General features: G+C 58.8%; 24 protein-coding genes and 1 rRNA gene. 9 read left to right on the top strand and 16 right to left on the bottom strand.

The window, feature by feature from the left end; all coding sequences use genetic code 11:
- Positions 1 to 105, top strand: a 5S ribosomal RNA gene (rrf, locus tag ACFE70_RS11700); the annotation flags it as partial.
- A gap of 143 nt (positions 106 to 248) precedes the next feature.
- Positions 249 to 1,496, top strand: a complete 1,248-nt coding sequence (rodA, locus tag ACFE70_RS11695; RefSeq protein WP_375417926.1) for a rod shape-determining protein RodA — start codon at positions 249 to 251, stop codon at positions 1,494 to 1,496.
- Positions 1,497 to 1,516: 20 nt separating this feature from the next.
- Here the strand turns inward: rodA and ACFE70_RS11690 are convergent, their stop codons facing one another.
- Positions 1,517 to 2,713 (bottom strand): hypothetical protein, encoded by a 1,197-nt coding sequence (locus ACFE70_RS11690; RefSeq protein ID WP_375417925.1) that lies wholly within the window; start codon positions 2,711 to 2,713, stop codon positions 1,517 to 1,519.
- A gap of 45 nt (positions 2,714 to 2,758) precedes the next feature.
- On the opposite strand from ACFE70_RS11690, the gene ACFE70_RS11685 reads away from it, so the two are divergent.
- The 4 genes from ACFE70_RS11685 to recO all read left to right on the top strand — a co-directional run bounded on the left by ACFE70_RS11685 (position 2,759) and on the right by recO (position 7,047).
- Complete coding sequence (locus tag ACFE70_RS11685) at positions 2,759 to 2,986, top strand: 2Fe-2S iron-sulfur cluster-binding protein (protein ID WP_375417924.1); 228 nt, start codon at positions 2,759 to 2,761, stop codon at positions 2,984 to 2,986.
- A 199-nt stretch (positions 2,987 to 3,185) separates the two neighbouring features.
- Positions 3,186 to 3,821, top strand: a complete 636-nt coding sequence (locus tag ACFE70_RS11680; protein WP_375417923.1) for a thymidine kinase — start codon at positions 3,186 to 3,188, stop codon at positions 3,819 to 3,821.
- Between the two features lie 76 nt (positions 3,822 to 3,897).
- On the top strand, positions 3,898 to 6,234 hold the full coding sequence (locus ACFE70_RS11675) for a T9SS type A sorting domain-containing protein (protein ID WP_375417922.1): 2,337 nt from the start codon (positions 3,898 to 3,900) through the stop codon (positions 6,232 to 6,234).
- Between the two features lie 87 nt (positions 6,235 to 6,321).
- A complete protein-coding gene (recO, locus tag ACFE70_RS11670) occupies positions 6,322 to 7,047 on the top strand; it encodes a DNA repair protein RecO (protein WP_375417921.1) in 726 nt (241 codons plus the stop codon).
- A 100-nt stretch (positions 7,048 to 7,147) separates the two neighbouring features.
- Here recO and ACFE70_RS11665 read toward each other — a convergent pair whose 3' ends face one another.
- From ACFE70_RS11665 to ACFE70_RS11650, 4 genes are all read right to left on the bottom strand, one after another.
- Positions 7,148 to 8,092: an FKBP-type peptidyl-prolyl cis-trans isomerase gene (locus tag ACFE70_RS11665; RefSeq protein ID WP_375417920.1), complete on the bottom strand. Its 945-nt coding sequence runs from the start codon at positions 8,090 to 8,092 to the stop codon at positions 7,148 to 7,150.
- Positions 8,093 to 8,208: 116 nt separating this feature from the next.
- Positions 8,209 to 8,763: an FKBP-type peptidyl-prolyl cis-trans isomerase gene (locus ACFE70_RS11660; RefSeq protein WP_375417919.1), complete on the bottom strand. Its 555-nt coding sequence runs from the start codon at positions 8,761 to 8,763 to the stop codon at positions 8,209 to 8,211.
- A gap of 73 nt (positions 8,764 to 8,836) precedes the next feature.
- A complete protein-coding gene (locus ACFE70_RS11655; protein WP_375417918.1) occupies positions 8,837 to 9,826 on the bottom strand; it encodes an FKBP-type peptidyl-prolyl cis-trans isomerase in 990 nt (329 codons plus the stop codon).
- 43 nt (positions 9,827 to 9,869) lie between these two features.
- Positions 9,870 to 10,937, bottom strand: coding sequence for a bifunctional oligoribonuclease/PAP phosphatase NrnA (locus tag ACFE70_RS11650; RefSeq protein WP_375417917.1), 1,068 nt, complete (start codon positions 10,935 to 10,937; stop codon positions 9,870 to 9,872).
- Positions 10,938 to 11,159: 222 nt separating this feature from the next.
- Here ACFE70_RS11650 and ACFE70_RS11645 point away from each other — a divergent pair, with 222 nt between their 5' ends.
- Complete coding sequence (locus ACFE70_RS11645; protein WP_375417916.1) at positions 11,160 to 11,567, top strand: nucleoside-diphosphate kinase; 408 nt, start codon at positions 11,160 to 11,162, stop codon at positions 11,565 to 11,567.
- Positions 11,568 to 11,709: 142 nt separating this feature from the next.
- On the opposite strand, the gene ACFE70_RS11640 is transcribed toward ACFE70_RS11645, so the two are convergent.
- The 7 genes from ACFE70_RS11640 to ACFE70_RS11610 all read right to left on the bottom strand — a co-directional run bounded on the left by ACFE70_RS11640 (position 11,710) and on the right by ACFE70_RS11610 (position 17,234).
- Positions 11,710 to 12,984: a nucleoside permease gene (locus ACFE70_RS11640; protein WP_375417915.1), complete on the bottom strand. Its 1,275-nt coding sequence runs from the start codon at positions 12,982 to 12,984 to the stop codon at positions 11,710 to 11,712.
- Positions 12,985 to 13,201: 217 nt separating this feature from the next.
- The gene (locus tag ACFE70_RS11635; protein ID WP_375417914.1) at positions 13,202 to 14,317 is read right to left on the bottom strand and encodes an alkene reductase; all 1,116 of its coding nucleotides are present in this window, start codon (positions 14,315 to 14,317) and stop codon (positions 13,202 to 13,204) included.
- A 97-nt stretch (positions 14,318 to 14,414) separates the two neighbouring features.
- Entirely contained in the window at positions 14,415 to 14,693 is a 279-nt protein-coding gene (locus ACFE70_RS11630) for an ArsR/SmtB family transcription factor (protein ID WP_375417913.1), read from the bottom strand.
- Positions 14,694 to 14,839: 146 nt separating this feature from the next.
- Positions 14,840 to 15,454 (bottom strand): superoxide dismutase, encoded by a 615-nt coding sequence (locus ACFE70_RS11625; protein WP_375417912.1) that lies wholly within the window; start codon positions 15,452 to 15,454, stop codon positions 14,840 to 14,842.
- A 128-nt stretch (positions 15,455 to 15,582) separates the two neighbouring features.
- On the bottom strand, positions 15,583 to 15,999 hold the full coding sequence (locus ACFE70_RS11620) for a nucleoside deaminase (protein WP_375417911.1): 417 nt from the start codon (positions 15,997 to 15,999) through the stop codon (positions 15,583 to 15,585).
- Positions 16,000 to 16,045: 46 nt separating this feature from the next.
- Positions 16,046 to 16,648: a hypothetical protein gene (locus tag ACFE70_RS11615; protein ID WP_375417910.1), complete on the bottom strand. Its 603-nt coding sequence runs from the start codon at positions 16,646 to 16,648 to the stop codon at positions 16,046 to 16,048.
- A gap of 145 nt (positions 16,649 to 16,793) precedes the next feature.
- Positions 16,794 to 17,234 carry a hypothetical protein gene (locus ACFE70_RS11610; protein ID WP_375417909.1) on the bottom strand — a complete coding sequence of 147 codons (441 nt, stop codon included), beginning with the start codon at positions 17,232 to 17,234 and terminating at the stop codon, positions 16,794 to 16,796.
- Positions 17,235 to 17,418: 184 nt separating this feature from the next.
- Here ACFE70_RS11610 and aspS point away from each other — a divergent pair, with 184 nt between their 5' ends.
- Positions 17,419 to 19,182, top strand: a complete 1,764-nt coding sequence (aspS, locus tag ACFE70_RS11605; RefSeq protein ID WP_375417908.1) for an aspartate--tRNA ligase — start codon at positions 17,419 to 17,421, stop codon at positions 19,180 to 19,182.
- Between the two features lie 59 nt (positions 19,183 to 19,241).
- Here the strand turns inward: aspS and ACFE70_RS11600 are convergent, their stop codons facing one another.
- Positions 19,242 to 20,060 carry a hypothetical protein gene (locus ACFE70_RS11600; RefSeq protein WP_375417907.1) on the bottom strand — a complete coding sequence of 273 codons (819 nt, stop codon included), beginning with the start codon at positions 20,058 to 20,060 and terminating at the stop codon, positions 19,242 to 19,244.
- Positions 20,061 to 20,105: 45 nt separating this feature from the next.
- Here ACFE70_RS11600 and ACFE70_RS11595 point away from each other — a divergent pair, with 45 nt between their 5' ends.
- A complete protein-coding gene (locus ACFE70_RS11595) occupies positions 20,106 to 20,324 on the top strand; it encodes a hypothetical protein (RefSeq protein WP_375417906.1) in 219 nt (72 codons plus the stop codon).
- Positions 20,325 to 20,378: 54 nt separating this feature from the next.
- Here the strand turns inward: ACFE70_RS11595 and ACFE70_RS11590 are convergent, their stop codons facing one another.
- The 3 genes from ACFE70_RS11590 to nuoH are packed head-to-tail and all read right to left on the bottom strand — an operon-like array spanning position 20,379 to position 22,655.
- Positions 20,379 to 20,894 (bottom strand): NADH-quinone oxidoreductase subunit J, encoded by a 516-nt coding sequence (locus ACFE70_RS11590; RefSeq protein ID WP_375417905.1) that lies wholly within the window; start codon positions 20,892 to 20,894, stop codon positions 20,379 to 20,381.
- A 45-nt stretch (positions 20,895 to 20,939) separates the two neighbouring features.
- Positions 20,940 to 21,512 (bottom strand): NuoI/complex I 23 kDa subunit family protein, encoded by a 573-nt coding sequence (locus ACFE70_RS11585; RefSeq protein ID WP_375417904.1) that lies wholly within the window; start codon positions 21,510 to 21,512, stop codon positions 20,940 to 20,942.
- 39 nt (positions 21,513 to 21,551) lie between these two features.
- A complete protein-coding gene (nuoH, locus tag ACFE70_RS11580; RefSeq protein ID WP_375417903.1) occupies positions 21,552 to 22,655 on the bottom strand; it encodes an NADH-quinone oxidoreductase subunit NuoH in 1,104 nt (367 codons plus the stop codon).
- Positions 22,656 to 22,749 lie beyond the last annotated feature (94 nt).

Here is a 22,749-nt window from a genome sequence, read left to right as displayed (position 1 = left end):
GCTTTAGCCCGGGTGTTCACCTCTTCCCATTCCGAACAGAGTCGTTAAGCCCCGGTGCGCCTATGGTACTGCCTTCACCGGTGGGAGAGTCGGTCGCCGCCAACTTTTATCAACTCACAATGCCCTCTTGCTTTCACCAGCGTAGAGGGCATTCGTGTTTAAAGTGATTTCAGTGTTCTGGTATTATTGATAAGTTTACCATGCAAATGTCTCCTGCAAGATATAGTCGAAGTATAGACTGGCCTACCGTGCTTATCTACTTTTTTCTTGTAGCCTTAGGATGGTCATGTGTGTATGCAGCGAGTTATTCATTAGAGGCGCAAGGCAGCTCGATTAGAAACTTAAGCTTTGCTCAACTAATGAGCTTTAATTGGTTTAAGCAACTGCTCTGGATTGGTACCGCATTATTATTGGTGGTAGCACTATTAGTTATTGACTACAAAGCGTATGACACTTTAGCGTATGTTTTATACGCAGGAATGATACTGCTTCTATTGATCACCTTAGTAATCGCTCGGCCAATTGCGGGTTCCCGATCATGGTTGGAGCTTGGCCCCGTGCGGCTGCAACCAGCTGAGTTCGCCAAGTTTACAACCGCGTTGGCTGCATCACGATTCATGGCGAGTATCAATCTGAGACATCAGAATTGGTGGGACCAGTTGATGTTAGCTGGTATCACGCTGTTGCCAGCGTTACTAATCATTGCCTCAAATGAGACGGGGCAAGCACTGGTGTTTGGCGCTTTTTTACTGGCTTACTTCCGAGAGGGAATGTCACCGATAATACTATTGCTACTCGCAGCCAGCGGGATTATACTGCTAGCGGCGCTGCTGATACCTAAGTGGTGGCTGTTCGTGGCACTTACTTTGGTGCTGGTAGCAGCGTTAGTAATGAATCAGCGTTTGCTTCGGCATTATCTGCCAGCGACTATCGGCGTGTGGGCGCTGACTATTGGAATGGTGCTGGGAGTTGATTTTTTCTATAACAATGTCTTGCAGCCTCATCAACGCCAGCGCATTGAGGTGCTCATTAACCCTGGCGCCGACCCGCTAGGGAAGGGTTGGAACTTGACGCAAAGTAAGATTGCGCTTGGTTCGGGAGGCTTATTAGGTAAAGGATTCTTACAGGGCACACAAACCAAATTTGATTTCGTGCCTGAGCAAAGCACCGATTTTATCTTTTGCACGGTGGGCGAGGAATTCGGCTGGCTGGGTTGCTTGGTGGTTATTGGCCTTTACATGACGTTGCTGGGCCGCATCGTGTATGTAGCAGAGCGACAGAAGTCGGTATTCGGGCGCACCTACGGCTACTGCGTAGCGAGTATTCTCTTCTTTCACTTTACCATCAATCTGGGCATGACGATGGGGCTGGCGCCAGTGGTGGGCATTCCTTTACCGTTTTTTAGCTACGGAGGATCTTCGCTGTGGTCATTTACCACGCTCCTGTTCGGGCTGTTAGCTCTGGACGCTTACCGGAAGCAAGATTTGGTACGCTGATAAGTTCGCTTAAATGCTGCTTAAACTACGGGCGCGAACTTGCGGTCAATAAGCTTGAGCAGCTTGGCTACGTGCTCATCTTTGCGGCTCCAATCGTAGCGCTGCGCTAAGTTCTGAGTGATGTAGAGGCGCGCTTGGTCGTAGTCAGCTAAGGAATCGAGGTGTTGAATAGCGGCATGATATTCCATGTTTTCGCCGTTAAACAGCTCATTTATAAAGCTGAATCGCTGATTAATGGAAATAGCTTCACGCAACGATTCCACTTTGGGTGCCCTGCGTTCGGCTAAGGCGGCAGGCTGGGGTTGGGCGGCTCGGAGCGCGGCTGCCAGTGGGACATTTGGGGGCTGATTGGCTTTTAGCTTCTCATGCAGTGGCGCTTCGGCTAGGGCTGGAGCGGGGGGAGACAACCCGGTGCCAGTTGTTTCAGCAGATGCTTTCTCAGTAGCGACCAGACTAGGCTGGTCAGCGATTGGCTTTGCCTGGGTAGGGGGGGTAGGAACTGCCAGCGCTGGCTTTGGGGCCGGGCTGGGCGCCGAACTGATGCTGGATGGAGCGGTCACGGTTGAGGTTGAGGTTGCGGCAGGACCATCCTGCCAGAGGTCCGCCTCAGTGAGCGGCAGCAGCGCACTCAGGGCCGACACAAGCAGCTGCATGGGCTGGTGGGGCCGGTAGTTAGCTTCCTGCTGAGCCCGAAGCTGCGCAATGACTTGGTCGCGGGTTAGCGGTTCGAGGGGGGGTAGGGAAGCGAGGAAAGTGGTGAAGAACTCTTTGTTGATGTCAAAGTAGCGCAGACTCTCACGCAACTGGGCATTGGTTGGGGCTGCGTCGGAGGAGGGCAGCAAATGCTCAAACGAGCTAGCTGGGTCGGCGGCAAGCCGTAACGCGTCAGAGACAGCCTGAGCCAGGAGGGGCTCAAAAACCGGTCGGGTGAGGCGAATATGACGGGAAAGTGTGTTTTGAAACTGAATTAGGGCCGTCTGGACGGCGGGCGCGCTGAAGTCGAAATACGGGCTGCGCAGCCGATTTAGCTCTTCCTGCCATTGGTGGAGCAACTGCCGAACCACGAACAGGTTGAGTTGCCGAATAGGAGTAAAGCTCAACACGGCGGGGCCATCGAGGGTGGTGTCGGGGACGGCGCCGAAGTGCTGGTCGCAGAGGCGGGCGGCGAGGCGGCGGCCATACTGCTCGCACTTGGCGGGGCTATATTTGTCGGTCATTAGTTTAATTGAGGAAGGCCGTTAGCGGCCCGAAGTTAGCCACAAATGCCCCTGCTGATTGTTTTAAACCTATCGGGTGCCCAGGTAGAAGTAGCGCCTGGCCAGTCGTTGCTGGCCGCCCTGCAAGGGGTAGGGATTGACTGGATGCACGCTTGTGGGGCTAAGGGACGGTGCACCACCTGCCGCATTGAGCTAGCGGCCGGACTGGATAACTTAGCGCCCCTGACGGCAGCCGAGGAGCGCTACCGCGCGGCTGGCCGGATGAGCGCCTGACCTGCCAGGCCCGGCTGCTGGCCGGCGATGCGCGGGGCCGGGTACCCAGCGCCACACAGCTGCCGCACCTGCGCTATCAGGAAGAGGCATGAAGTAGCCGGCCGGTTGGGCTAGCGAGATGGGAGGGCCGCCACCGGGCGGAAAGGTCTAACTTAGAGGTTCTAAAAACCAGGATTTACTTACTTATTCAGCGTTCGTAGTGTTTATTGAACCCCGCGTTGGTACGCGCCATCTGGCCTCGCGCCGGGGCTGGCTGGAGGTGGTTTGCGGCTCCATGTTTTCGGGCAAGACCGAGGAGTTGATTCGGCGCCTCACTCGCGCCCGCATTGCCCGGCAGCAGGTCGAAATCTTCAAGCCCGCGCTCGATACCCGCTATCACGCCCAGAATATCGTGTCGCATAATGCCCAGAGCATTCGGTCTACGCCCGTAAGCTTGCCGGCCGAAATGCTGCTGCTGGCGGCGGGCTCCGATGTGGTGGGCATCGACGAAGCCCAGTTCTTTGATAACTCGCTGGTGGAGGTGTGCCGCGAACTGGCCGACGCCGGCAAGCGCGTAATTGTGGCCGGGCTGGACATGGACTTTCTGGGCCGGCCGTTCGGGCCGGTGCCGGCGCTGCTGGCCACGGCCGAGTTCGTGACCAAGGTGCACGCCGTGTGCGTGTGCTGCGGCGAAATTGCTTCTTATTCGTTCCGCAGCGTGGCCAGTCAGGAGCAGGTGCTGCTGGGTGAAACCGACTCGTACGAGGCGCGGTGCCGGCCCTGCTTTCTGGAAGGAATGCAAACCAAAAGTCCGGCGGGCCGCAGTGGGCCGGCCGCAGCCCTGGCCGCGCACTAAAGCGGGGGTAGGGGCGTTTTGCCGGGACTGTTGGGGCCAGCAAACGGCGTGAGCTTGTTAATCAGTAGCTGTTTTTATGAAGCACCTTTTCCGCATTTTAACGGCCGGCATCCTTCTTTTCTGGCTGGGCGCTCCTACGGCAGCAGCCCAGAGCCCGGCGGGCTACGGCGACTGGCAGCTGCACTTGCCTGCCAACCGTCCGCTGGCCCTGGCTGATGCCAGCGACCGGCTTTACGTAGCCACGGAAGCGTCGCTATTTTATGTCGACAAAAAGCTGAATACCACCCAGCTGCTCTCGCGCCGCGATGGGCTCAATGATGTGGGCGTCGCGGCGCTGGACTACGATTCCGTGAGCCGCCGGGCCGTGCTGGCCTATCGCAACGGCAACCTGGATGTGATTGACGCCGAGGGCCGGGTGCGTAACATCCCGGACGTGGTGCGCAAAAATGTTCAGGGCAGCAAAACTATCTTCCAGGTCCAGGTTGCCGGGCCGCTCGCCTTCGTCTCGACTAGCTTTGGGCTGCTCCGCGTCGACCTCGACCGGCTCGAAGTGCGCGACACTTATTCCAATATCGGGGTGGGCGGGCGGCCCGTAGCCGTATTCGCGGCGGCGGTCTGGCGCGATACGCTGTACGCGGCCACGGCTGATGGCCTGCTGCGAGGGCCGCTGCAAGCCAATCTGCTCGACTACCGCAACTGGACCCGGGAGCCCAACCCGACGGCCGAGACCGTGTTTCGCTTTGTAGCCGTGTACCAGAGCTACGTGTACGCGGCGGTGAATAACAATGGGGGTTTGTACCGGCTGAGTGGGGTAGGAACCCAGCGGCAGTGGCGGCAGCTACCCAACACGGTATCGCCGCAGTGGCGGCAGCTGCGGGCCACGGCCAAGGGCTTGTTCACCCTTAATGATGCCGATGGGCTGCGGCGCCTCGACCCGGCCACGGGACGCCTGGTTCCCTTGGTTGCGGGCCGGGAGGCTGCCCAGGCGTTAGATGTGGCGCCGCAGGCCGATGGCAGCTACTTTCTGGCCAGCATTGATAATGGGCTGCTGCGGCTGCGGCCGGGCAGCGCCCCGGAGCGCTTCGTGCCCAACGGCCCGCTCACCAGCCGGGCCTTCAACATTCTGGCCGATGCGCGCACCAACACAATAGATGTATTCAGCGGCGGCTTCGCTGACCGCTACGACCAGCAGGGCCAACGCGACGGCTTCTATGAGTACCAGGGCGGGCAATGGACCAACTTCGCTTCCCAGACCTTGCCAGCGGCTGATTATCCCAACCTGCTCGACCTCTCGCGGGGCACACGCACGCCCGACGGCACGCTCTACGCGGCCAGCTACGGCAACGGGCTGCTGGAATGGCAGGGGGTAGGGAAATTCCGGCAGTTCACTCAGGGCACGCCGGGCAGCCCTCTGCTGAGTGCGCTGCCCAACGAACCCGACTATACGCGCGTGACGGATGTGGCCGCCGATGCCGATGGTAACGTGTGGGTCGTGAACCGCCACGGCCGGGTAGGCCGGTCGGGCTTGTTCCTGTTTAAGCCCGTTACCAGCGAGTGGGAAACCGTGCCGTTCTTCCCCGGCTCCAACAACCTGGACCGGGTGCTGGTCGATGACAACGGCACGGTCTGGGTGTCGGAGGCCCGCAAGGACGGCGCTGGTCTTTGGGCCATCGACCGGGCGGGAGCGCTGCCGCGGCACTTTATCTTCACCGACGAAGACGGCCTGCCTTCCAATGAGCTGTACGACTTGGTCAAAGACCGCCGCGGCTTTATCTGGGCGGCCACCAGCACTGGCGTGGCCGTGTCCGACGACCCGGTCTCGGTGTTTGAGCCCGGCAACACATTTCAATTTCGGCCGCCTTTTGTGCAGCGCGGCGAGGGCAAAGGTTATAACGCCCTGTATTCTGATATCGTGCGCTGCGCGGCCGTGGACGGCGGCAACCGCAAGTGGTTTGGCACCGACAATGGCCTGTGGCTCTTCAGCGAAGACGCCGACGAGGCGCTGCTGCACTTCACCACCGCCAACAGCCCGCTGCCCAGCAACCGCATCGTGGACGTGGCCGTGAACGACAAAACCGGCGAAGTGTTCGTCGCTACCGAGGCCGGCGTGGTCAGCTACCGCGGCGCGGCCTCTATCACCGAAGGCAAGCCAAGCTGCGCGCAGGCCTTTCCTAATCCGGTGCGGCCCGACTTCGGCGGGCAGGTAGGCATCAGTGGTCTGGCCAATAATGCGGTGGTAAAAATTACGGATGTAGCCGGCCGGCTCGTTTACAGCACCCGTGCCAACGGCGGCACCGTCACCTGGAACCTGAATGATGCCACCGGCCGGCGCGTGCGCAGCGGCGTCTACCTGGTGCTGTCCTCGGATGCCGACGGCAAGAACGGCTGCGTGAGCAAAGTAGCGGTACTTTAATTCAATGGTTGAATGGCCGAACGGATGAATGATTTTCCTACCCCCCCCCTCTTCATTCGGCCATTCACCCATTCAGCCATTAATCATATGCAAATCAAGACCCGCGGCATTGTGCTGAGTTACATGAAGTACCGAGAAACCAGTATTATAACCCGCATCTACACCGAGCGGCTGGGCGTGCAGAGCTACGTGGTGAACGGCGTGCGCAAGGCCAAGCCGCCGGGGCGTATTGCTTTGTTCCAGCCCTTCACCCTGCTGGAACTGGTAGCTTACGTGGCCCGCCCCGGCAGCGGCCTGACGCGCCTGGCGGAGTTTCGCTGCGCCGAGCCGCTGCGCACGCTGCCCTACGACGTGCAGAAAAGCAGCGTCGGGCTATTTCTCTCGGAGGTAGTGGGCCGGGCTGTGCGTGAAGAAGAGCAGAACGAGCCGCTGTTTCGCTTTCTGCACGACTCCATTCTGGCGTTCGATGAGCAGGAAGTCGGCACCGAAAACTTCGCCCTGCTTTTCCTGCTCCACCTGACCACGTACCTGGGCTTCGGCATCAGCAGCGGCGGTGAGCTGACCGACCAGGTGGTGCTGGCCGGGCACGGCGCAGCGGGCTCTGCCTTCTCCACGGGCCCAGCGGTGCTGCGCCTGCGCGAGTTCGAGCTTTACTTCGACGAGCTGCTGCACGATCCAGCCCGCAGCACGATTCCCAACGGCCGGGTGCGGCGCGAGCTGCTGGCCGTACTCATCCGCTATTACCAATTGCACGTCGAGCAGCTCGGCGAAATCAAGTCGCTGGATATTCTTTCGCAGGTGTTGGCCGAGTAAGTAGCAAGTAGTGAGACGTTAGACAAAAGACGAGGGGTAGGGTCTTAGGTTTCACGTCTTGCCATTTGTGTTCTACTACTTGTGTCTTACGTCTTGCTACTTATTTAATATCAACCACCTCGATTTCGAAGCGCAGCACGGCGTTCGGGGGAATGTCGGTGCCAGCGCCCCGCTCGCCGTAGCCCAGCGGCGAGGGAATGTAGAGCACAGCCTTGGCACCCTTGGGTAGCATCGCTACGCCCTGGTCCCAGCCGGCAATCACCTGGCCCTGGCCGAGCACGAACGTGAATGGCGTGTTGCCGTGCTTAGCCGACGAGTCAAATTCCTGGCCCGTAGTCAGCACCGTGCCCCGGTAGAGTACACTCACCGACTGGCCTTTCTGAGGCAGCTTGCCTTGGCCGGGTCGCGTGATGAGGTAGTACGTGCCGCCGGGCGTCTTCCGCGCCACCGCTTTTTTGCGCTTCAAATATGCCAGAATAATGGCCTCGTCTTGCTTGAGCTGCTGCGCGGACCGCAGCTTGGCCCCGCGCTGGCGCTCGGCTTGCAGCAGTTGCTGCTGGGCTTGCATTTCGGTCGTGGTTTTCAGCGCTTGGGCGCTGGCTAGCAGTACCAGCACGTTGCCGGTGCGCTTTAGAAAAGGCGGCACGGGCTGGCCAAACGACTTGGCAAATACCGAATCAGCCGGGAAGCGAAATACGGCGCTGTCGCCGGGCAGCAGCAGCGCCAGGGCTTCTTCCATGCTGGCCTGCACTGGCTGAGGAGGCAGCAACAGCGGCACGGGCTGCCCAGTTTGTACCCGGCGCGACGCCATCATCACCGAGTCGCGGCCGGTGCGGTATTCTAGGTACAGCAGCAGCACCTGGCCGGCGCGAAGGGGGTAGGCGGCATCAGCGGCCGGCGCCAGGGGCCGGGACTGGTAGCGCCCGCCCGCAGCTTTGCGAAACAGCTGATACTCCGTGCCCGATGGCAGGCGGCTGAAGGTTCCGGCCACCGGCGGTGCAGTTGTCTGCGCCACTGCCTGCGCGGTGGACAACAGACAAATCAAAGGAAGAAAAAGACGGAAGTGAGAAGATAAAGACATGCGCAATTGGAATTTAGGGTCAAGCAAAAGGCCGTTTCCTTAGCGAAAACGGCCTATTCCAGGAAGATACTATTGAAAAGCTACTGTACCGACAGAATTTCCATGTCGAAAATCAAGGGTGTGTCGGGGTCGATAATGCTGTTCTGTTTTCCATTTCGCTGATAAGCCAGGTAAGACGGCACGAGCAGGAGTTTGCGCTCACCTGCGTGCATAAGCGGCAGACCCTGATTCCAACCAGCAATGGGGGCAGCGCCCACGGTATAGGTGCGGCAGTCGCAGAGCGTCTGGCCATCGATAGAGGTCTCAAAAATGATGTCCTCACGCTCCTGTTGAATCAGCCGGCCAATGTACTTGATGGCCACCCGCTTGCCGGTCGCAGCCACGGCGCCTTCCGGCTTGGCAGTCAGCGCAACCAGGTACAGCCCGGCATCAGTGCGCGTGTAGGAGCCGGGACCATAGTTGTGCCGGGCCAGATAAGCCTGAATAATGCTGTCGTCAATGACCCGGTACTTATTCTCGCGGTCCAGCGCGGCTTGGTTAAAGGAGGTGGAAGGGTCCTTGCAGCCAACCAGCGCCGAGCCCGCGCCGGCCAGCAGCAACAGCACGGCAAAGAAAGGAAACAGGAGCTTTTTCATGGCAATTAAAGTGAGGTCGGCCCGCTAGTGGGGAGTAGGGAATGGCGCGGGTCAGGGGCAGCGGCCTGGCGGCTTACTTTACGTCGACCAGCTCCACGTCGAAGCGCAGGGGCGAGTTGGCCGGAATGGCAGCGCCCGAACCCTGCTCGCCGTAAGCCAGCGACGAAGGAATTAAAATCGTGGCCTTGCTGCCCTTGTTGAGCAAGGCAATTCCTTCATCCCAGCCCGGAATTACCTGGCCGCGACCCAATGGGAAAGCAATAGGCTTGCCTCCGTTGCCTTTGGCCGACGAATCGAACTCCTTGCCGTCGAGCAGGCTGCCCTTGTACTGCACACTCACCGTCTGGCCGGCCTGTGCCTTGGGGCCGGAGCCGGGTTGGGTGATGACGTAGTAGATGCCGGAGGCCGTTTTCTGGGCCGTGAGGTTGTTCTTCTTGACGTACTCCTGCAGCGTCACCTCATCCTTTTTGTTTTGGGTTTCGGCGTAGGCCAGCGTTTTGCGCTGCTGCTCGGCCATCATTTTTTGCTGGTCGGCCATCGCGTCCTTGGTAGCTTCCTCGCGGCTTTGCAGCTTGTCGGCCTTGATGAGCAGCACGATGTAGTTGCCCTTTTTCTTGAGGTTGGCCGGGGCCAGCTGGCGGGCGTTGCGCATGAAGAGCGAGTCGGCGTTGAAGCGGAACACGCCGCTGTCGCCGGGCTGGAGCAGCGCGAAGGCCTCCTGCTCAGCGCCCTTCTGCTTCACTTCTTCCAGCGGCACGCGCACGGGCAAGCCAAACTGCCGCTCCCGCGACTTCATCATCACCGAGTCGCCGGCAGTGCGGTACTCCATGTGCACGGCCAGAATCTTACCCAGGCGCTCCTTATAGGTAGCGTCTTCGCCGGTGGCCAGCTCGCGAGCCTCATACTTGCCGCCCACGTTCTTAAAAATCTTGTATTCGACGCCGGATTTGGTTTTGGCGAAGGGCGCGTCGGCGCCTTTGTTGCAGGCGGCGAGCAGACTGGCGAAACTCAGCACGCCGGCGGCCAGCGTCAGGTGCCGCGCAGAGCGGAAGGTGAAGGGCATGAAAAATAGATAGTTGAGAAGAAAAACGAATCTGAAGGCAAAGTTACGCCACGGGGGGCGCAACGGCCAGCGCGGGCGCGCCGCTCACGGCCGCCGTGGTAGCCAGCGCCACCTGATAGTCGGGCAGCAGGCCCAGAAACTTGGTTACCGTGGCATCGAGGCGCTCGTGGCTGATGCCGCCGGCCGCGTTGTGGTGGCCGCCGCCCGCGAAGTGCTGGCGCGAGAAGTCGCTCACCGAAAACTCGCCTACCGAGCGGAAGGAAATCTTGACCGCCGGCCCGCGGTCGATGAAAATGGCCGCAAACACGACGCCTTCAATGCTCAGAGCAAAGTTTACCAAGCCTTCGGTGTCGCCGGTTTTGCTGTCGTAGGCCTTCAGCTCGTCCTGGGTGATGGCGATGTAGGCAGTATTAAATTCCGGCTTCACCACCAGCTTATCCTTGAGCACGAAGCCCAGGAAGCGCAGGCGCTGCTCGGAGTGCGAGTCGTAGATGCGGCGGTGCACGGCCGAGAGGTCGATGCCGGCGCTGAGCAGCTCGGCGATGATGAGGTGCACGTTGCGCGAGGTGCTGGGGTGCCGGAACGAGCCCGTGTCGGTCATGATGCCGGCGTAGAGGCACTCGCCGATGCCGGCGTCAATCAGGTGCTGGTCGCCGAGGTCGCGGATAATCTCGAAAATCAGCTCGGCCGTGGCCGCGGCCCGCGGGTTGGCGTAGTCGAGGTCGGCGAAATTTTCGGGCTCCTGATGATGGTCGATGAGCACTTTGACGCCGGGGGCGTGGCGCACGTATTCGCCCAACTCGTTGATGCGGCCCAGGCAGCTGAAATCGAGGCAGAACAGCACCTCGGCGCGGTTGACAAGGTCGCGCACCTGCCGGTCATTCTGACGCTTATCGTAGATGACGACCTCCTCATTGCCAGCCATCCAGTTTAGAAAGCCCGGATAATCCGAGGGCGTGACGACCGTGACGTGGTGGCCGAGCTTGCGCAGGTAGCCCGATAAGGCCAGTGAGGAGCCCAGCGCGTCGGCGTCGGGCTTGTGGTGGGTGGTGATAAAAACCTGCTTTGGCTGGGCCAGCAGCGCCTTAAGGGCAGAAATAGGACTCGGCATTACCAAGGATTAAGAACCGGCAAAAAACTGACCTTCCGCCGCTTGGCGCCAAACCGGGCGTCAAAAGTCGGAAGAATTCTTGGCTCAACAACCGACGGCCCCGCGAAGGTTCTCCAAATCTCTACCCCCCTTCGGGCCGACAGGCCGTCCAGGTTTGGCTACTTTTGCACGGTCAAGATTTTACCCAACCTTTCATTTTACAATTTCCAACTTCCTAATTCAATGGCAACCAACCGCACGTTCACCATGATTAAGCCCGACGCCGTGGCCGAAAACCACATCGGCGGCATCCTGCACATGATCGAGCAGGGCGGCTTCCGCATCGTGGAGCTTCAGAAAGTGGCCCTGACGCCCGAGCGCGCCGGCCAGTTCTACGCCGTGCATAAAGAGCGTCCCTTTTATAATGACCTGGTGAGCTACATGTCGAGCGGGCCCATCGTGGCGGCCGTGCTGGAAAAAGACAATGCCGTGGCTGACTTCCGCACCCTCATTGGCGCCACCAACCCGGCCCAGGCTGCCGAAGGCACCATCCGGAAAAAATACGCCAAAAGCATCGAGGCCAACGCCGTGCACGGCTCCGATTCCGACGAAAACGCGCAGATTGAGGCAGAGTTTTTCTTTGCTGTCTGAACCACGGATTTATCGGATTAAAAGGATTAATCGGATTTCGGGGACGATTCTGCCCGGCTTGATTTCGATTCCCTACCCCCCTTTGAAAAACAAAAGGCCACTTCTGCGAGTGGCCTTTTGTTTTTCAAAGGGGGGTAGGGAGTTAAGCGGAAAGTACCGGCTCCGCCTGTGGGCTCTCTACTGCGCGGGAACTGTGCTGGTGCTTAAACAGAAACACGAACAAGACAGCGATAACCAGCGCGTAGCCGGCGAACGCCAGCCAGATGCCGGGCCAGTCCTTGCTGTTGTCGGGCAACGTGTAGTATTTCTGAATGATGAGGCCGCTCAGCGAACTGCCCAGCACAGCGCCGAAGCCGTTGGTCATCATCATGAACAAGCCCTGCGCGCTGGCCCGGATGGAAGGGTGGGTCTGGGTTTCGACGAACAGCGAGCCGGAGATGTTGAAGAAGTCAAATGCCATCCCGTAGACAATGCAGGACAGGATAATCATCCACAAGCCGCCGCCCGGATTGCCATAGGCAAAGAGCCCGAAGCGCAACACCCAGGCGACCATGCTGAACAGCATCACCTGCTTGATGCCGAACCGCCTGAGAAAGAACGGGATAGCAAGGATAAACAGCGTCTCGGAGATTTGCGAGATGGACATGATAATCGCCGGGTATCGCACCGCGATAGTGTCCTTATAGGCATCCACCGTGGCGAAGTCGTGCAGGAAGGTGTCGCCGTAGGCATTGGTCAGTTGCAGGGCGGCGCCTAGCAGCAGCGCGAACAGGAAAAAAATGGCCATTTTCGAGTCCTTGAGCAGGGCAAACGAGTTTAGGCCCAGGGCTTCGGTCAGAGTCTTGTTGGGAGTGGCCCGCGACAGCGGCGGGCATTTGGGCAGCGTGAAGGAATAAAATCCCAGCAAAATGGCGGCGGCGGCGGCGACGTAGAACTGATTGGCCGACGTTTCGAAGTGCAGCAAACTCACGACCCACAGCGCCACGATGAACCCGACGGTGCCCCACACGCGGATGGGGGGGTAGTCTTTCACCACGTCGCCGCCCCGGCTTTTCAGCACCGAGTAGGAGACGGCAATCGACAAGGCCAGCGTGGGCATGTAGAATATCATGTTCAGCAGCATGACCCAGAACATAGTGCCGGGATTATCAACCAATGGCACGGTGCAGAGCACGATACCGCCGGCCAGGTGCAGCAGGCCGTAGAGCTTTTCGGCATTGATGTACTTATCGGCTAGAATGCCCATCAGCGAGGGCATGAAGATGGAGGCAATGCCCATCGTCGAGAAGATGGCACCGAACTGCGCCCCCGACCACTGCTTAGTTTGAAACCAGTACGCGCCAATCGTTATCAGCCACGAGCCCCAGATAAAAAACTGGAGAAAGCTCATTATAATTAACCGCAGCTTAATGTTCATGCAAAGTCAGTTGAGAAAAGGGATGGACAAAACGTTGCCCATAAAGATACAACCTGTCCTTCGGGGCCAGTTCAATAAAGAATTTCAGGAGAAAAGCGGCGGCGATGCGCAAGCGTGTTGCTACAGGTGCCGCCGCATTGGCCGGCCGTAAAAAAAGGCTCTTGCTGCTAGCAGCAAGAGCCTTTTTTACTAAAACAACATTCTGTGGGGGCAACGGCTACTGGGCCAGGGCCGGCTGGCCGCTCAGCGCTGGATAGTCAGTGTAGCCTTGCTGGAAGCCTTCCGGGCCGGGCGCGTAGAACGTGTTGGGGTCGTAGGGGGCCAGCTCGGCGCCCTGGCGCAGGCGCTCTACCAGGTCGGGGTTGGAGATGAAGGGACGGCCGATGGCCACGAGGTCGGCGCCGCGGCTGCTCAGGGCTTCTTCGGCTTCGGCGGCCGTGTTGTAGCCGCCGCTCAGAATCAGCGTGTTCGTGAACGCTTGGCGCATGGCCGCTACCGTTTCGGCGGGCACAGTGGGGGCGCCCATGCTCTCGTGGTCCACGAGGTGCAAATACACCAAGTTCAGCTTTTGCAGCTCCTGAGCCAGGTAGAGGTAGGTTTCGTGGATTTCGGGGTAGTGCGGCATGTCGGAAGCCACGCCCCAGGGCGAGAGGCGGATGCCGGTGCGTTCGGCCCCGATAGCCGCTACTACGGCCGCCGCTACCTCCAGCACGAAACGGGCGCGGTTCTCGACCGAACCGCCATACTGGTCGGTCCGCTGGTTGGCCACCGGGTGCAGAAACTGCTCCAGCAAATAGCCATTGGCGCCGTGCAGCTCCACGCCATCAAAGCCGGCCTCGATAGCCAGCTGAGCGCTCTTGACAAACTCCTGTACCACGTCGCCGACCTCTTCGGCCGCCAAAGCGCGCGGCGCGGGGTGGGGCTGCATCTGCTGCTGGTCGGTCCACATCTCGCCGGCCGCCGCCACGGCCGAAGGGCCCACGGCCGCGGCGCCTTCGGGCAGGTTGAGCGGGTGATGAACGCGGCCGGCGTGCATAAGCTGCACAAAAATGTGGCCGCCCTGCGCGTGCACGGCGGTGGTAGTCAGCTGCCAGCCAGCCACTTGCTGCTGGTTGAAAAGGCCCGGCATCCGGGCGTAGCCTAGGCCGTGGGGCGAGGGCGAGGTGCCTTCGGAGATTATCAGGCCGGCCGTAGCGCGCTGCGCGTAGTATTCGGCCACCATCTCGTTGGGCACGTTGCCCAGGGCGCGGGCGCGAGTCATGGGGGCCATCACGAGGTGGTTGCGGAGCGTGAGCGAGCCCAGGCGGGCCGGGCTAAACAGTTTCTGGCTCATAAGGAAGATGCAGATTAGTACGAGCTGTTAAAGCCGCAACCCATCCAAAAGTTTCGATGAGTTTAAGCAACCGCTGGTTTTTCCCTACCCCCCTGTTTCAGGCCAACTCGCCCAGCTGCCCCAGAAAGCCTGCCAGCGCCTGCACCGCCGCGCGGTTGAGCTGCACCTGTACGCAGCGGCCCTGCTTCTGGGTAGTTACCAAGCCGCTGTCGGCCAGCACCTTCAGGTGGTGCGACACGCAGGGCTGCGAAAGGCCCATCAGCTCCTGCACGCTGGCAAAACTTAGCGCTTCGGTCCGGCTCAGGGCCAGCACCACCGCCAGGCGGTAGCGGTCGGCCAGGGCGCCGGCGGCGCGTTCCACAAACTCATTTTCCATGCATATCGGGCAAATTACCACTGGCCAGCCGCTTCTAACACTGGCCGCAAGCTCCCGGTTTAGGCCCGGCCACGAAAAAGCCCCCGGCCAGGTAGGGCCGGGGGCTTCTCAAGTAGAACAAGGTAGTAGAAGACGGTGGGCAGCACCTATACCGGGTTGGCGGCCTGGTAGCGGCGGTTCACCTCGTCCCAGTTGATGACGTTGAAAAAGGCGGCGATGTAGTCGGGCCGGCGGTTCTGGTACTTGAGGTAGTAGGAGTGCTCCCACACGTCGAGGCCGAGCACGGGAATGCCTTTGCAGCCGGTGTCGGGCATGAGCGGGTTATCCTGGTTGGGCGTCGAGCAGATTTGCAGCGAGCCGTCGCTCTGCTTGCACAGCCAGGCCCAGCCGGAGCCAAAGCGCGTAGTCGCGGCTTTAGCGAACTCCTCCTTGAACTTGTCGAACGAGCCAAACGTGCGGTCAATCTGCTCGGCAATCACGCCCGAAGGCTGCGCGCTGCCGTTGCCGCCCAGCACGGTCCAGAACAGCGAGTGGTTCCAGTGGCCGCCGCCGTTGTTGCGCACGGCCGCGGGGGCCTTGGCCACATTGTGCAGAATCTGCTCGATGTCCTGGCCCTCCATCTCGGTGCCGGCAATGGCATTGTTGAGGTTGGTGACGTAAGCCTGATGGTGCTTGGCATGATGGATTTCCATCGTCTGCGCATCAATCTGCGGCTCCAGCGCATCATAGGCGTAGGGCAGCTTGGGAAGTTCGAAAGCCATAGGGGGGTAGGAGGTAGAGTGGAAAGGAAAGGAAAAAAGAAGGCAGGAACGGGGGCTCAAGCTAGTCACAGCCACAAACTTGGTAGAGCGAAGCAATTGGCAAAACCAGCCGACGCTTCAAAAGTAGATTATTTTCGTAGTGAATTGAAGAAATTTTTCATCAACGCGGCGCATTCGACTGCCAGCACGCCCGTCACGAGCGTCGTGCGCGGGTGCAGCAGCCCGGCGCCGTGGCGCCGAAAGCCGTGCTTAAGCTCCTCAGTCCCAAACACAACACCGCGCAGCTGGCTCCAGTAGCTGGCGCCGGCGCACATCACGCAGGGTTCGACGGTGACGTAGAGTGTGCAGTCGGTTAAATATTTATTGCCCAGAAAATGGGTGGCCGCGCTCAGGGCCAGCAGTTCGGCGTGGGCCGTTACGTCGCGCAGCCGCTCGGTTTGGTTATGGCCGCGGCCAATGATTTGCTGACCCAGCACCACCACCGCACCAATGGGCACCTCACCCGCTTCCAGGGCCAGCTGCGCCTGCCGTAAGGCTTGGCGCATAAAGTAAGCGTGGTCGAAAACCGGCATACGACAATTCCCTACCCCCCTACTTGAGCACAATGGCGCTCATCACGGCCCGCGCCGTAGGCTGCCACTGCGCCTGCTCCTCGGCCGGCGCCACGAACGTGAACACGTAGAGCTGCTCGTCCTTGATGGCATACTGCACCGCCTGGTAGCGCCGGATAGCCGCCAGCTGGGAGCCACGGCGGTTGTCAGCCACCGCAGACACGAACTCGAAGCTGATAAAGTCGCGCCCATTCACGGTGCGAATGTCCTCGGCCAGAAACTCTACTTTGGAATACAGGCGCAGGATGCTGGCCTTGTAAATCTTGAGCAGCACGGCGTAGTCGGCGCTCACAAAGGGGGTAGGGCGCAGGGCGACGCTGAAATCGACGCGCCCACTGGGGTTGCTGTACACGGCCAGCGGCTTGCGCGGGGCCGGATACTTGGCCGCAATGCCGTCGTCGGGCAGCGCCGCGAAGCCCACCGGCACACCCACCGTCAGCGTCGGGCTGAGCTTGACCGAGGTCAGCCTGGGCTTAGCTGGCGCTGCCGTTCGGTTGGGCGCGGCAAGGGGGGTAGGGACCGGCGCGGCGCCCGACAAGCCCAGCAACACAAAAACCAGAAACGTTAGAGAGCGGGGTTGCATGGCGCGAGGGGGGTAGGGGACTTGCAAATAAACAACGGCCGGCACGGCAGCCCGCGCGGACGCCCTTTCTAAATTGAAACAGCCCGGCAACTAGCAAAAGTTGTCGGGCTGTTGGGAAAAGCTCTGCATTCAGGCGGCGGGCCGCTTAGCGGCGGGCCGTGGGGTACTTGATGCGTACCTTCTTCCAGTACACGTAATTGCCGGTTTTGGCCTCCACGAGGTAGGTGCCGGCCGGAATTTTGCCCAATTCCACGGGCTGGCCGGTGTTCGTAGCCGGGTCGAGGGCGGTTTGGTAAATCACCCGGTTTTTGTAATCAGTCATCACCAGCGTGCCGGGCTTGGAGAAGTTCTGGGTGAAGCTCAGCATGACGCTCGTGGATTTGGGCTTGGGGAAAACATCGATGCCCGAGAGCGTTTCCACCCGCTTGATGGGGCCCTCCAGGGTGACGGCGCCGGCCTCTTCCGTCTTGGATTTGATGACGGTGCCCGCGTCGTTCTTGCTTTTGGTTTTTACTTTCGATTGCGCTTGCACGGCCGTGCCCGTGAGCAGCGCGGCGGCCAGCGCCAGATAGGGGATAAGTTTCATGTTCGGAAAGAAGGAAATAAAGTACAGCAAAGAAACGCGCTTGGTGGGCTTCTTTGCATACTCCGTACCAAAAACGCCAGCTAGGCGGGTTTCGGCCGGTCAGGCCCGTGGCTACCTTTGCCCAAAGAAAGCGGACCCACAGCCAATCCGTTTCATCTGTTAAAATCCGTTTAATCTGCGGTCCATGCTACGAACCCACACCTGCGGCGAGCTTCGCCCCGACCACATCGGCCAAACCGTGACGCTCTGCGGCTGGGTGCAGCGCACCCGCGACAAAGGCGGCATCCTCTGGATTGATTTGCGCGACCGCTACGGCCTGACGCAATTGGCCCTGGAAGAGGGGGTAGAGAGCGAGCAGGTACGCGAGCAGGCCCGCCACCTCGGCCGCGAGTTCGTGCTGCAAGTGACGGGCCGCGTGGCCGAGCGCTACTCTAAAAACGACAAGCTGCCGACCGGCGGCATCGAAATCCGCGTCGAGCAGCTCGACGTGCTCAACCCGGCCAAGTTGCCGCCCTTCCTCATTGAAGACGAAACCGACGGCGGCGACGACCTGCGCCTGCGCTACCGCTACCTCGATTTGCGCCGCAACCCCGTGCGCCAGAACCTGATGCTGCGCCACCGCATGGCCCAGGCCGTGCGCCGCTACCTCGATGGCCAGGAGTTCATCGAAGTCGAAACGCCGGTGCTCATCAAAAGCACGCCCGAAGGCGCCCGCGACTTCGTGGTGCCTTCGCGCATGAATCCCGGCGAGTTCTACGCCCTGCCGCAGTCGCCCCAGACGTTCAAGCAGCTGCTGATGGTGTCGGGCTTCGACCGCTACTTTCAGATTGTCAAGTGCTTCCGTGATGAAGACCTGCGCGCCGACCGCCAGCCCGAGTTCACGCAGATTGACTGCGAAATGGCCTTCGTGACGCAGGAAGACATCCTCAACACATTTGAAGGGCTGACGCGCTATTTGTTCAAAGAAATCAAAGGCCTCGACTTTCCCGAAGTGCCGCGCATGACCTACGCCGACGCCATGAGCGACTACGGCAACGACAAGCCCGACACGCGCTTCGAGATGAAGTTTGTGGACCTCACCGCCACCGTGCAAGGTCAGGGCTTTCCGGTGTTCGACCAGGCCGAAATTGTACTCGGCATCAACGCCATCACCTGCGCCGCCTACACCCGCAAGCAGATTGATGAGCTGACCGAGTTCGTGAAGCGCCCGCAAATTGGTGCCACCGGCCTCGTGTACGCTCGCGTAGAAGCCGACGACCAGGTGAAATCATCGGTTGATAAGTTTTACTCGCAGGACGAGCTGCGCAAGTGGGCTGCCGCCTTCGGCGCTAATGCGGGCGACCTGCTCCTGCTGCTGGCTGGCTCCGAAGCCAAGACCCGCAAGGCGCTGAGCGAGCTGCGCCTGGAGATGGGCCAGCGGCTCGGCCTGCGCGGCAAAGATTCGTTCTCCCCGCTCTGGGTGGTCGATTTTCCCTTGCTCGAATTCAACGAAGAGGAAAACCGCTACTTCGCCATGCATCACCCTTTCACCTCGCCCAAGCCCGAGGATATCACGCTGCTCGACTCACCCGAAACTATCGGTCACGTGCGCGCTAACGCCTACGACTTGGTTATCAACGGCGTGGAAGTAGGTGGCGGCTCCATCCGTATTCACGACCGGGCCGTGCAGTCGCGCATGTTCAGCCTGCTCGGCTTCACCGAAGCTGAAGCCCAGGCCCAGTTCGGCTTCCTGCTCGACGCCTTCGAGTACGGCGCGCCGCCCCACGGCGGCATCGCCTTCGGCTTCGACCGCCTCTGCTCCCTTTTCGGCGGCGCCGACAGCATCCGCGATTTCATCGCCTTTCCCAAGAACAACTCCGGCCGCGACGTAATGATAGATTCACCTTCGCCGATTTCAGATCTGCAATTGAAGGAACTGAGTATTGCGACGGCGGTGGTGGCGAAGTAGGTTTTTCTGAAATTGGAGAAACGAAAGCGGCAACTGAAATTTCAGTTGCCGCTTTCGTTTTATAAGAGCATAGCAAGTATAATCTTTTCGCCTCTAAAGATTCTGATGTAATCATCAAAATCAGCCCAGGTCCAGCAAAACATTTCGAAACTCTGAACCCCTCTATATGAGGAAATATCTTTGCACTCAGGTCGTAACTCTAGGATTCCGATTTGCTCGAATTTATCTGAGAAAGAGCGTAAAAGCTTAGGACCCATAGCTGTAATATCAAGCCCTATTTGATATCTTCCAAGTCCAGATGGAACTTTTCTTCCTAGTACTTCAGTGTTTTCAATATCAGTAATAGTTGGCTTGTCTAATCCCTTATAAGTTGAGGCAATAAAATGATAATGACAACGGCCTTGATACTGAAATATTTGCATAAGAATAGTAGCGCAGTAATTGCCATCAGGAAGTCGGAATACTAAAACTGCGTTTTCTTCAAAAATGAATTTGGTAACTGGCTTATAAACTCTACGCTTTCGAATTTTGGGATTTGGTAAGGCCAGCTTTTCGCTGAGCTTCGTCAGTTCACGCTGGCGCTTCTGGCCTTCCTTTATTCCCAACTCATCAGTCCATACTCTGACTCCGGCACCTCTTTCAATCGCTTCCTCGACTTCTGCAATTACTTCAGGTGTCAACTGTCCCGTTTGCCACAAGGCCAGGGCAAAGGCCGTAATATAAATTTCGTAGTCGAATCCATCTTCGACGTCCAAAGGCTCTTCTACTGCTTGCTTAATTTCTTGAATGGAAGCCCCTGCATCATACATTTCCATAAATGTGCCGTAGATATCAGAGGCTAAGTCGCCATCAATTATTTTTACTCCGTCGGTTGCCATTGAATTCTATTAGAATTATATACCAAAGCACAGGCAATTTACATCATGTCCTTTCGTCTTGACCGCACCGCCCACCACGCCAGCACCCACGAACAAGCCGCGCAATATCATGCCACGCATCAGCTGGCCACAATGGCGGAGCGTCTGTTAGCTGCGGCTTATCTCAATAGTGTGGCCTACGGCTATGACATAGACAACCCGCCGCGTATGGACCGCACCGTCTTCTCCACCCGCCGACACGCGCACCAGGACGAAGATAAATAAAAAGCGGCGACTGATGATTCAGCCGCCGCTTCCATTTCTTAGCAAAATTACCGTCTAGAAATTCCGCTCGCCCACCTCACGCTTGCCCAACATCACAGCGCCAACCATCGCGACTAGGAACAGCACGGAGGCCAGCTCAAACGGCAGCAGGTAGCTCTTGTACAGCACTAGTCCGAGGCGGTCTACCATGCCGATTTGCGAGTCGAGTGTAGCCGCATCATAGCCGGCGGGCTGAATGTCGCGCAGGGCAGCCACCATTATCAGCAAGAGCGAGCCACCAGCAATGATAGCCGCAATTTTCGCCAGCATAGGTTTTTGCGGCTCGGTGTCTACGTTCAGGTTCAGGAACATAATCACGAACAGGAACAAGACCATGATGGCGCCGGCGTACACGATGATGTTCACAGCGGCAAGAAACTGCGCGTTCAGCAAGATATACTGGATTGTTAAGCAGAAGAAAACACCAATTAAGCACAGGATGCTATAAATTGGATTCTTAGCAATGACAACTCCTATTGCTAGAAAAAGCGCTAAAAAAGCTGCAAAGTAGAACGCTGATGATTCAAACATGTAAACGCGCTAGTAAAGGTTTTTATAAATTAAAAATATAACTACCTAAGCGGGCTGCAATTGGGCCTTCAGCTTCTCGGCTTGTTCGGGCGTGAGCTGAATGCCGCGACCGCTGCGCTTGTCCGGGTCGGCGGGCTCCACGAGGCGGTCTTTGCCGTAGATGAACTCGTCGCGCTCGAAGCGCGGCGGCGCCAGCTTGTCGGCTTGCAGGTAGATAGCGGCTTTCGGGCAGGCTTCTTCGCACAGGCCGCAGAAGATGCAGCGCAACATGTTGATTTCGTAGCTGACGGCGTATTTTTCCTCGCGGTACAGCTTTTCTTCACCCTTTTTGCGCTCGCCGGCCACCATCGTGATGGCCTCGGCGGGGCAGGCCACGGCGCAGAGGCCGCAGGCCGTGCAGCGCTCCCTACCCGCCTCGTCGCGCTTGAGCACGTGCAAGCCGCGGAAGATGGGCGAAAACTCGCGCGTCTGTTCGGGATAGCGAATAGTGGCTTTCTTGGAAAAGAAATGCCGCATCGTGATAGTGAGGCCTTGGAAGATAGCCGGCAAGTAAGCGCGCTCGGCCAGCGTCATCGGCTTTTGAGCCAGAACTTTGGCCCGGTTACTAAGGGATTGCATAAGAATAGGAGGGGGGTAGGGCTCAGGTAAGATAATCACTTACACCAGCCACCATTTCGCCACCGGCGGAATAACGTTGAATAGAATTAAGCCGCCGGTGAGCACGATGTTAAAAATAGCCAGCGGAATCAGAATCGTCCAACCCAGGCGCATGAGCTGGTCGTAGCGGAAGCGGGGCAAGGTCCAGCGGATCCACATGAAGAAGAAGATGAAGGCGAAGATTTTAGCAAACAGACCTATCACGCCCACTATGGTAATGACATTTTGCGCCATCGCGACCTCCAGACCACGCGAGTCAATCAGCCACTGCTTCAACTCATACTGAAAGGGAAAATTGAAGCCGCCAAAATACAATACGCTCATCACGGCCGAGGCCACGAAGATATTGATGTATTCGGCAAACAGATACAGGCCCAATTTCATCGAACTGTACTCGGTGTGGTAGCCGCCGACCAACTCAGTTTCGCATTCGGGCAAATCGAAAGGGGTGCGGTTGGTTTCGGCAAATGCGCAAACCAGGAAGATGACGAAGCCGATGGGCTGCTTCACGATGTTCCAGAAGTGCCACTCGCCGGGCACCGACTGCTGAAGCGTGATGTCGCGCAGCGAGAGCGAGCCCGACATCATCAGCACCGCAATCAGGGCCATGCCCATCGCCAGCTCGTAGCTGATGTTTTGCGAGGCGGCGCGCACGGCGCCCAGCAGCGAGAACTTATTATTGGAAGCCCAGCCGCCAATCATGATGCCGTACACGCCTAGCGAAACCATGCCGAAAACGTAGAGCATCCCGACGTTTATCTCGATGCCTTGCAGGTGAATAACGTTGTCGCCAAACGTGAGCGTGTTGCCAAACGGAATGACCGCCGACGACATCAGCGCCGTGACCATTGCCAGGCAGGGCCCGAAGATGAACAGCGCCTTGCTCGCGCCGCCAGGAAAAAATTCCTCCTTCGTGAACATCTTTACCGCGTCGGCCAACGGCTGCGCCAAGCCGAACGGCCCGGCGCGGTCAGGCCCCACGCGGTCTTGCAGAAACGCAGCGATGACTCGCTCCGCGTAGGTAGAATACGTGGCAATGAGCAGCGAAACGCCGAAAACCACCAGAATAACGAGGCCTTGCCAGCCCAGGACAGGAAGAGTCATTTTATAAGTAAGTCTTAATTGCGCTAAGTCCAGTAAGCCGGCTTAGCCGATGAAGAGGGGGTAGGGAATTGCAGATGGCCTAGAATCCCTACTC

Origin of the sequence: uncultured Hymenobacter sp., assembly GCF_964243305.1 — a bacterium.
Classification (GTDB): domain Bacteria; phylum Bacteroidota; class Bacteroidia; order Cytophagales; family Hymenobacteraceae; genus Hymenobacter.
Note: the sequence above shows the minus strand (reverse complement) of the source record. Positions and strands in the feature narration are given on the sequence as shown.

Coding starts and splice junctions, on each gene's coding strand:
- ACFE70_RS11690 (WP_375417925.1), bottom strand. CDS start 2,713: ATGACCGACAAATATAGCCCCGCCAAGTGCGAGCAGTATGGCCGCCGC.
- ACFE70_RS11685 (WP_375417924.1), top strand. CDS start 2,759: ATGCCCCTGCTGATTGTTTTAAACCTATCGGGTGCCCAGGTAGAAGTA.
- ACFE70_RS11675 (WP_375417922.1), top strand. CDS start 3,898: ATGAAGCACCTTTTCCGCATTTTAACGGCCGGCATCCTTCTTTTCTGG.
- recO (WP_375417921.1), top strand. CDS start 6,322: ATGCAAATCAAGACCCGCGGCATTGTGCTGAGTTACATGAAGTACCGA.
- ACFE70_RS11660 (WP_375417919.1), bottom strand. CDS start 8,763: ATGAAAAAGCTCCTGTTTCCTTTCTTTGCCGTGCTGTTGCTGCTGGCC.
- ACFE70_RS11655 (WP_375417918.1), bottom strand. CDS start 9,826: ATGCCCTTCACCTTCCGCTCTGCGCGGCACCTGACGCTGGCCGCCGGC.
- ACFE70_RS11650 (WP_375417917.1), bottom strand. CDS start 10,937: ATGCCGAGTCCTATTTCTGCCCTTAAGGCGCTGCTGGCCCAGCCAAAG.
- ACFE70_RS11645 (WP_375417916.1), top strand. CDS start 11,160: ATGGCAACCAACCGCACGTTCACCATGATTAAGCCCGACGCCGTGGCC.
- ACFE70_RS11640 (WP_375417915.1), bottom strand. CDS start 12,984: ATGAACATTAAGCTGCGGTTAATTATAATGAGCTTTCTCCAGTTTTTT.
- ACFE70_RS11635 (WP_375417914.1), bottom strand. CDS start 14,317: ATGAGCCAGAAACTGTTTAGCCCGGCCCGCCTGGGCTCGCTCACGCTC.
- ACFE70_RS11630 (WP_375417913.1), bottom strand. CDS start 14,693: ATGGAAAATGAGTTTGTGGAACGCGCCGCCGGCGCCCTGGCCGACCGC.
- ACFE70_RS11625 (WP_375417912.1), bottom strand. CDS start 15,454: ATGGCTTTCGAACTTCCCAAGCTGCCCTACGCCTATGATGCGCTGGAG.
- ACFE70_RS11620 (WP_375417911.1), bottom strand. CDS start 15,999: ATGCGCCAAGCCTTACGGCAGGCGCAGCTGGCCCTGGAAGCGGGTGAG.
- ACFE70_RS11615 (WP_375417910.1), bottom strand. CDS start 16,648: ATGCAACCCCGCTCTCTAACGTTTCTGGTTTTTGTGTTGCTGGGCTTG.
- ACFE70_RS11610 (WP_375417909.1), bottom strand. CDS start 17,234: ATGAAACTTATCCCCTATCTGGCGCTGGCCGCCGCGCTGCTCACGGGC.
- aspS (WP_375417908.1), top strand. CDS start 17,419: ATGCTACGAACCCACACCTGCGGCGAGCTTCGCCCCGACCACATCGGC.
- ACFE70_RS11600 (WP_375417907.1), bottom strand. CDS start 20,060: ATGGCAACCGACGGAGTAAAAATAATTGATGGCGACTTAGCCTCTGAT.
- ACFE70_RS11595 (WP_375417906.1), top strand. CDS start 20,106: ATGTCCTTTCGTCTTGACCGCACCGCCCACCACGCCAGCACCCACGAA.
- ACFE70_RS11590 (WP_375417905.1), bottom strand. CDS start 20,894: ATGTTTGAATCATCAGCGTTCTACTTTGCAGCTTTTTTAGCGCTTTTT.
- ACFE70_RS11585 (WP_375417904.1), bottom strand. CDS start 21,512: ATGCAATCCCTTAGTAACCGGGCCAAAGTTCTGGCTCAAAAGCCGATG.
- nuoH (WP_375417903.1), bottom strand. CDS start 22,655: ATGACTCTTCCTGTCCTGGGCTGGCAAGGCCTCGTTATTCTGGTGGTT.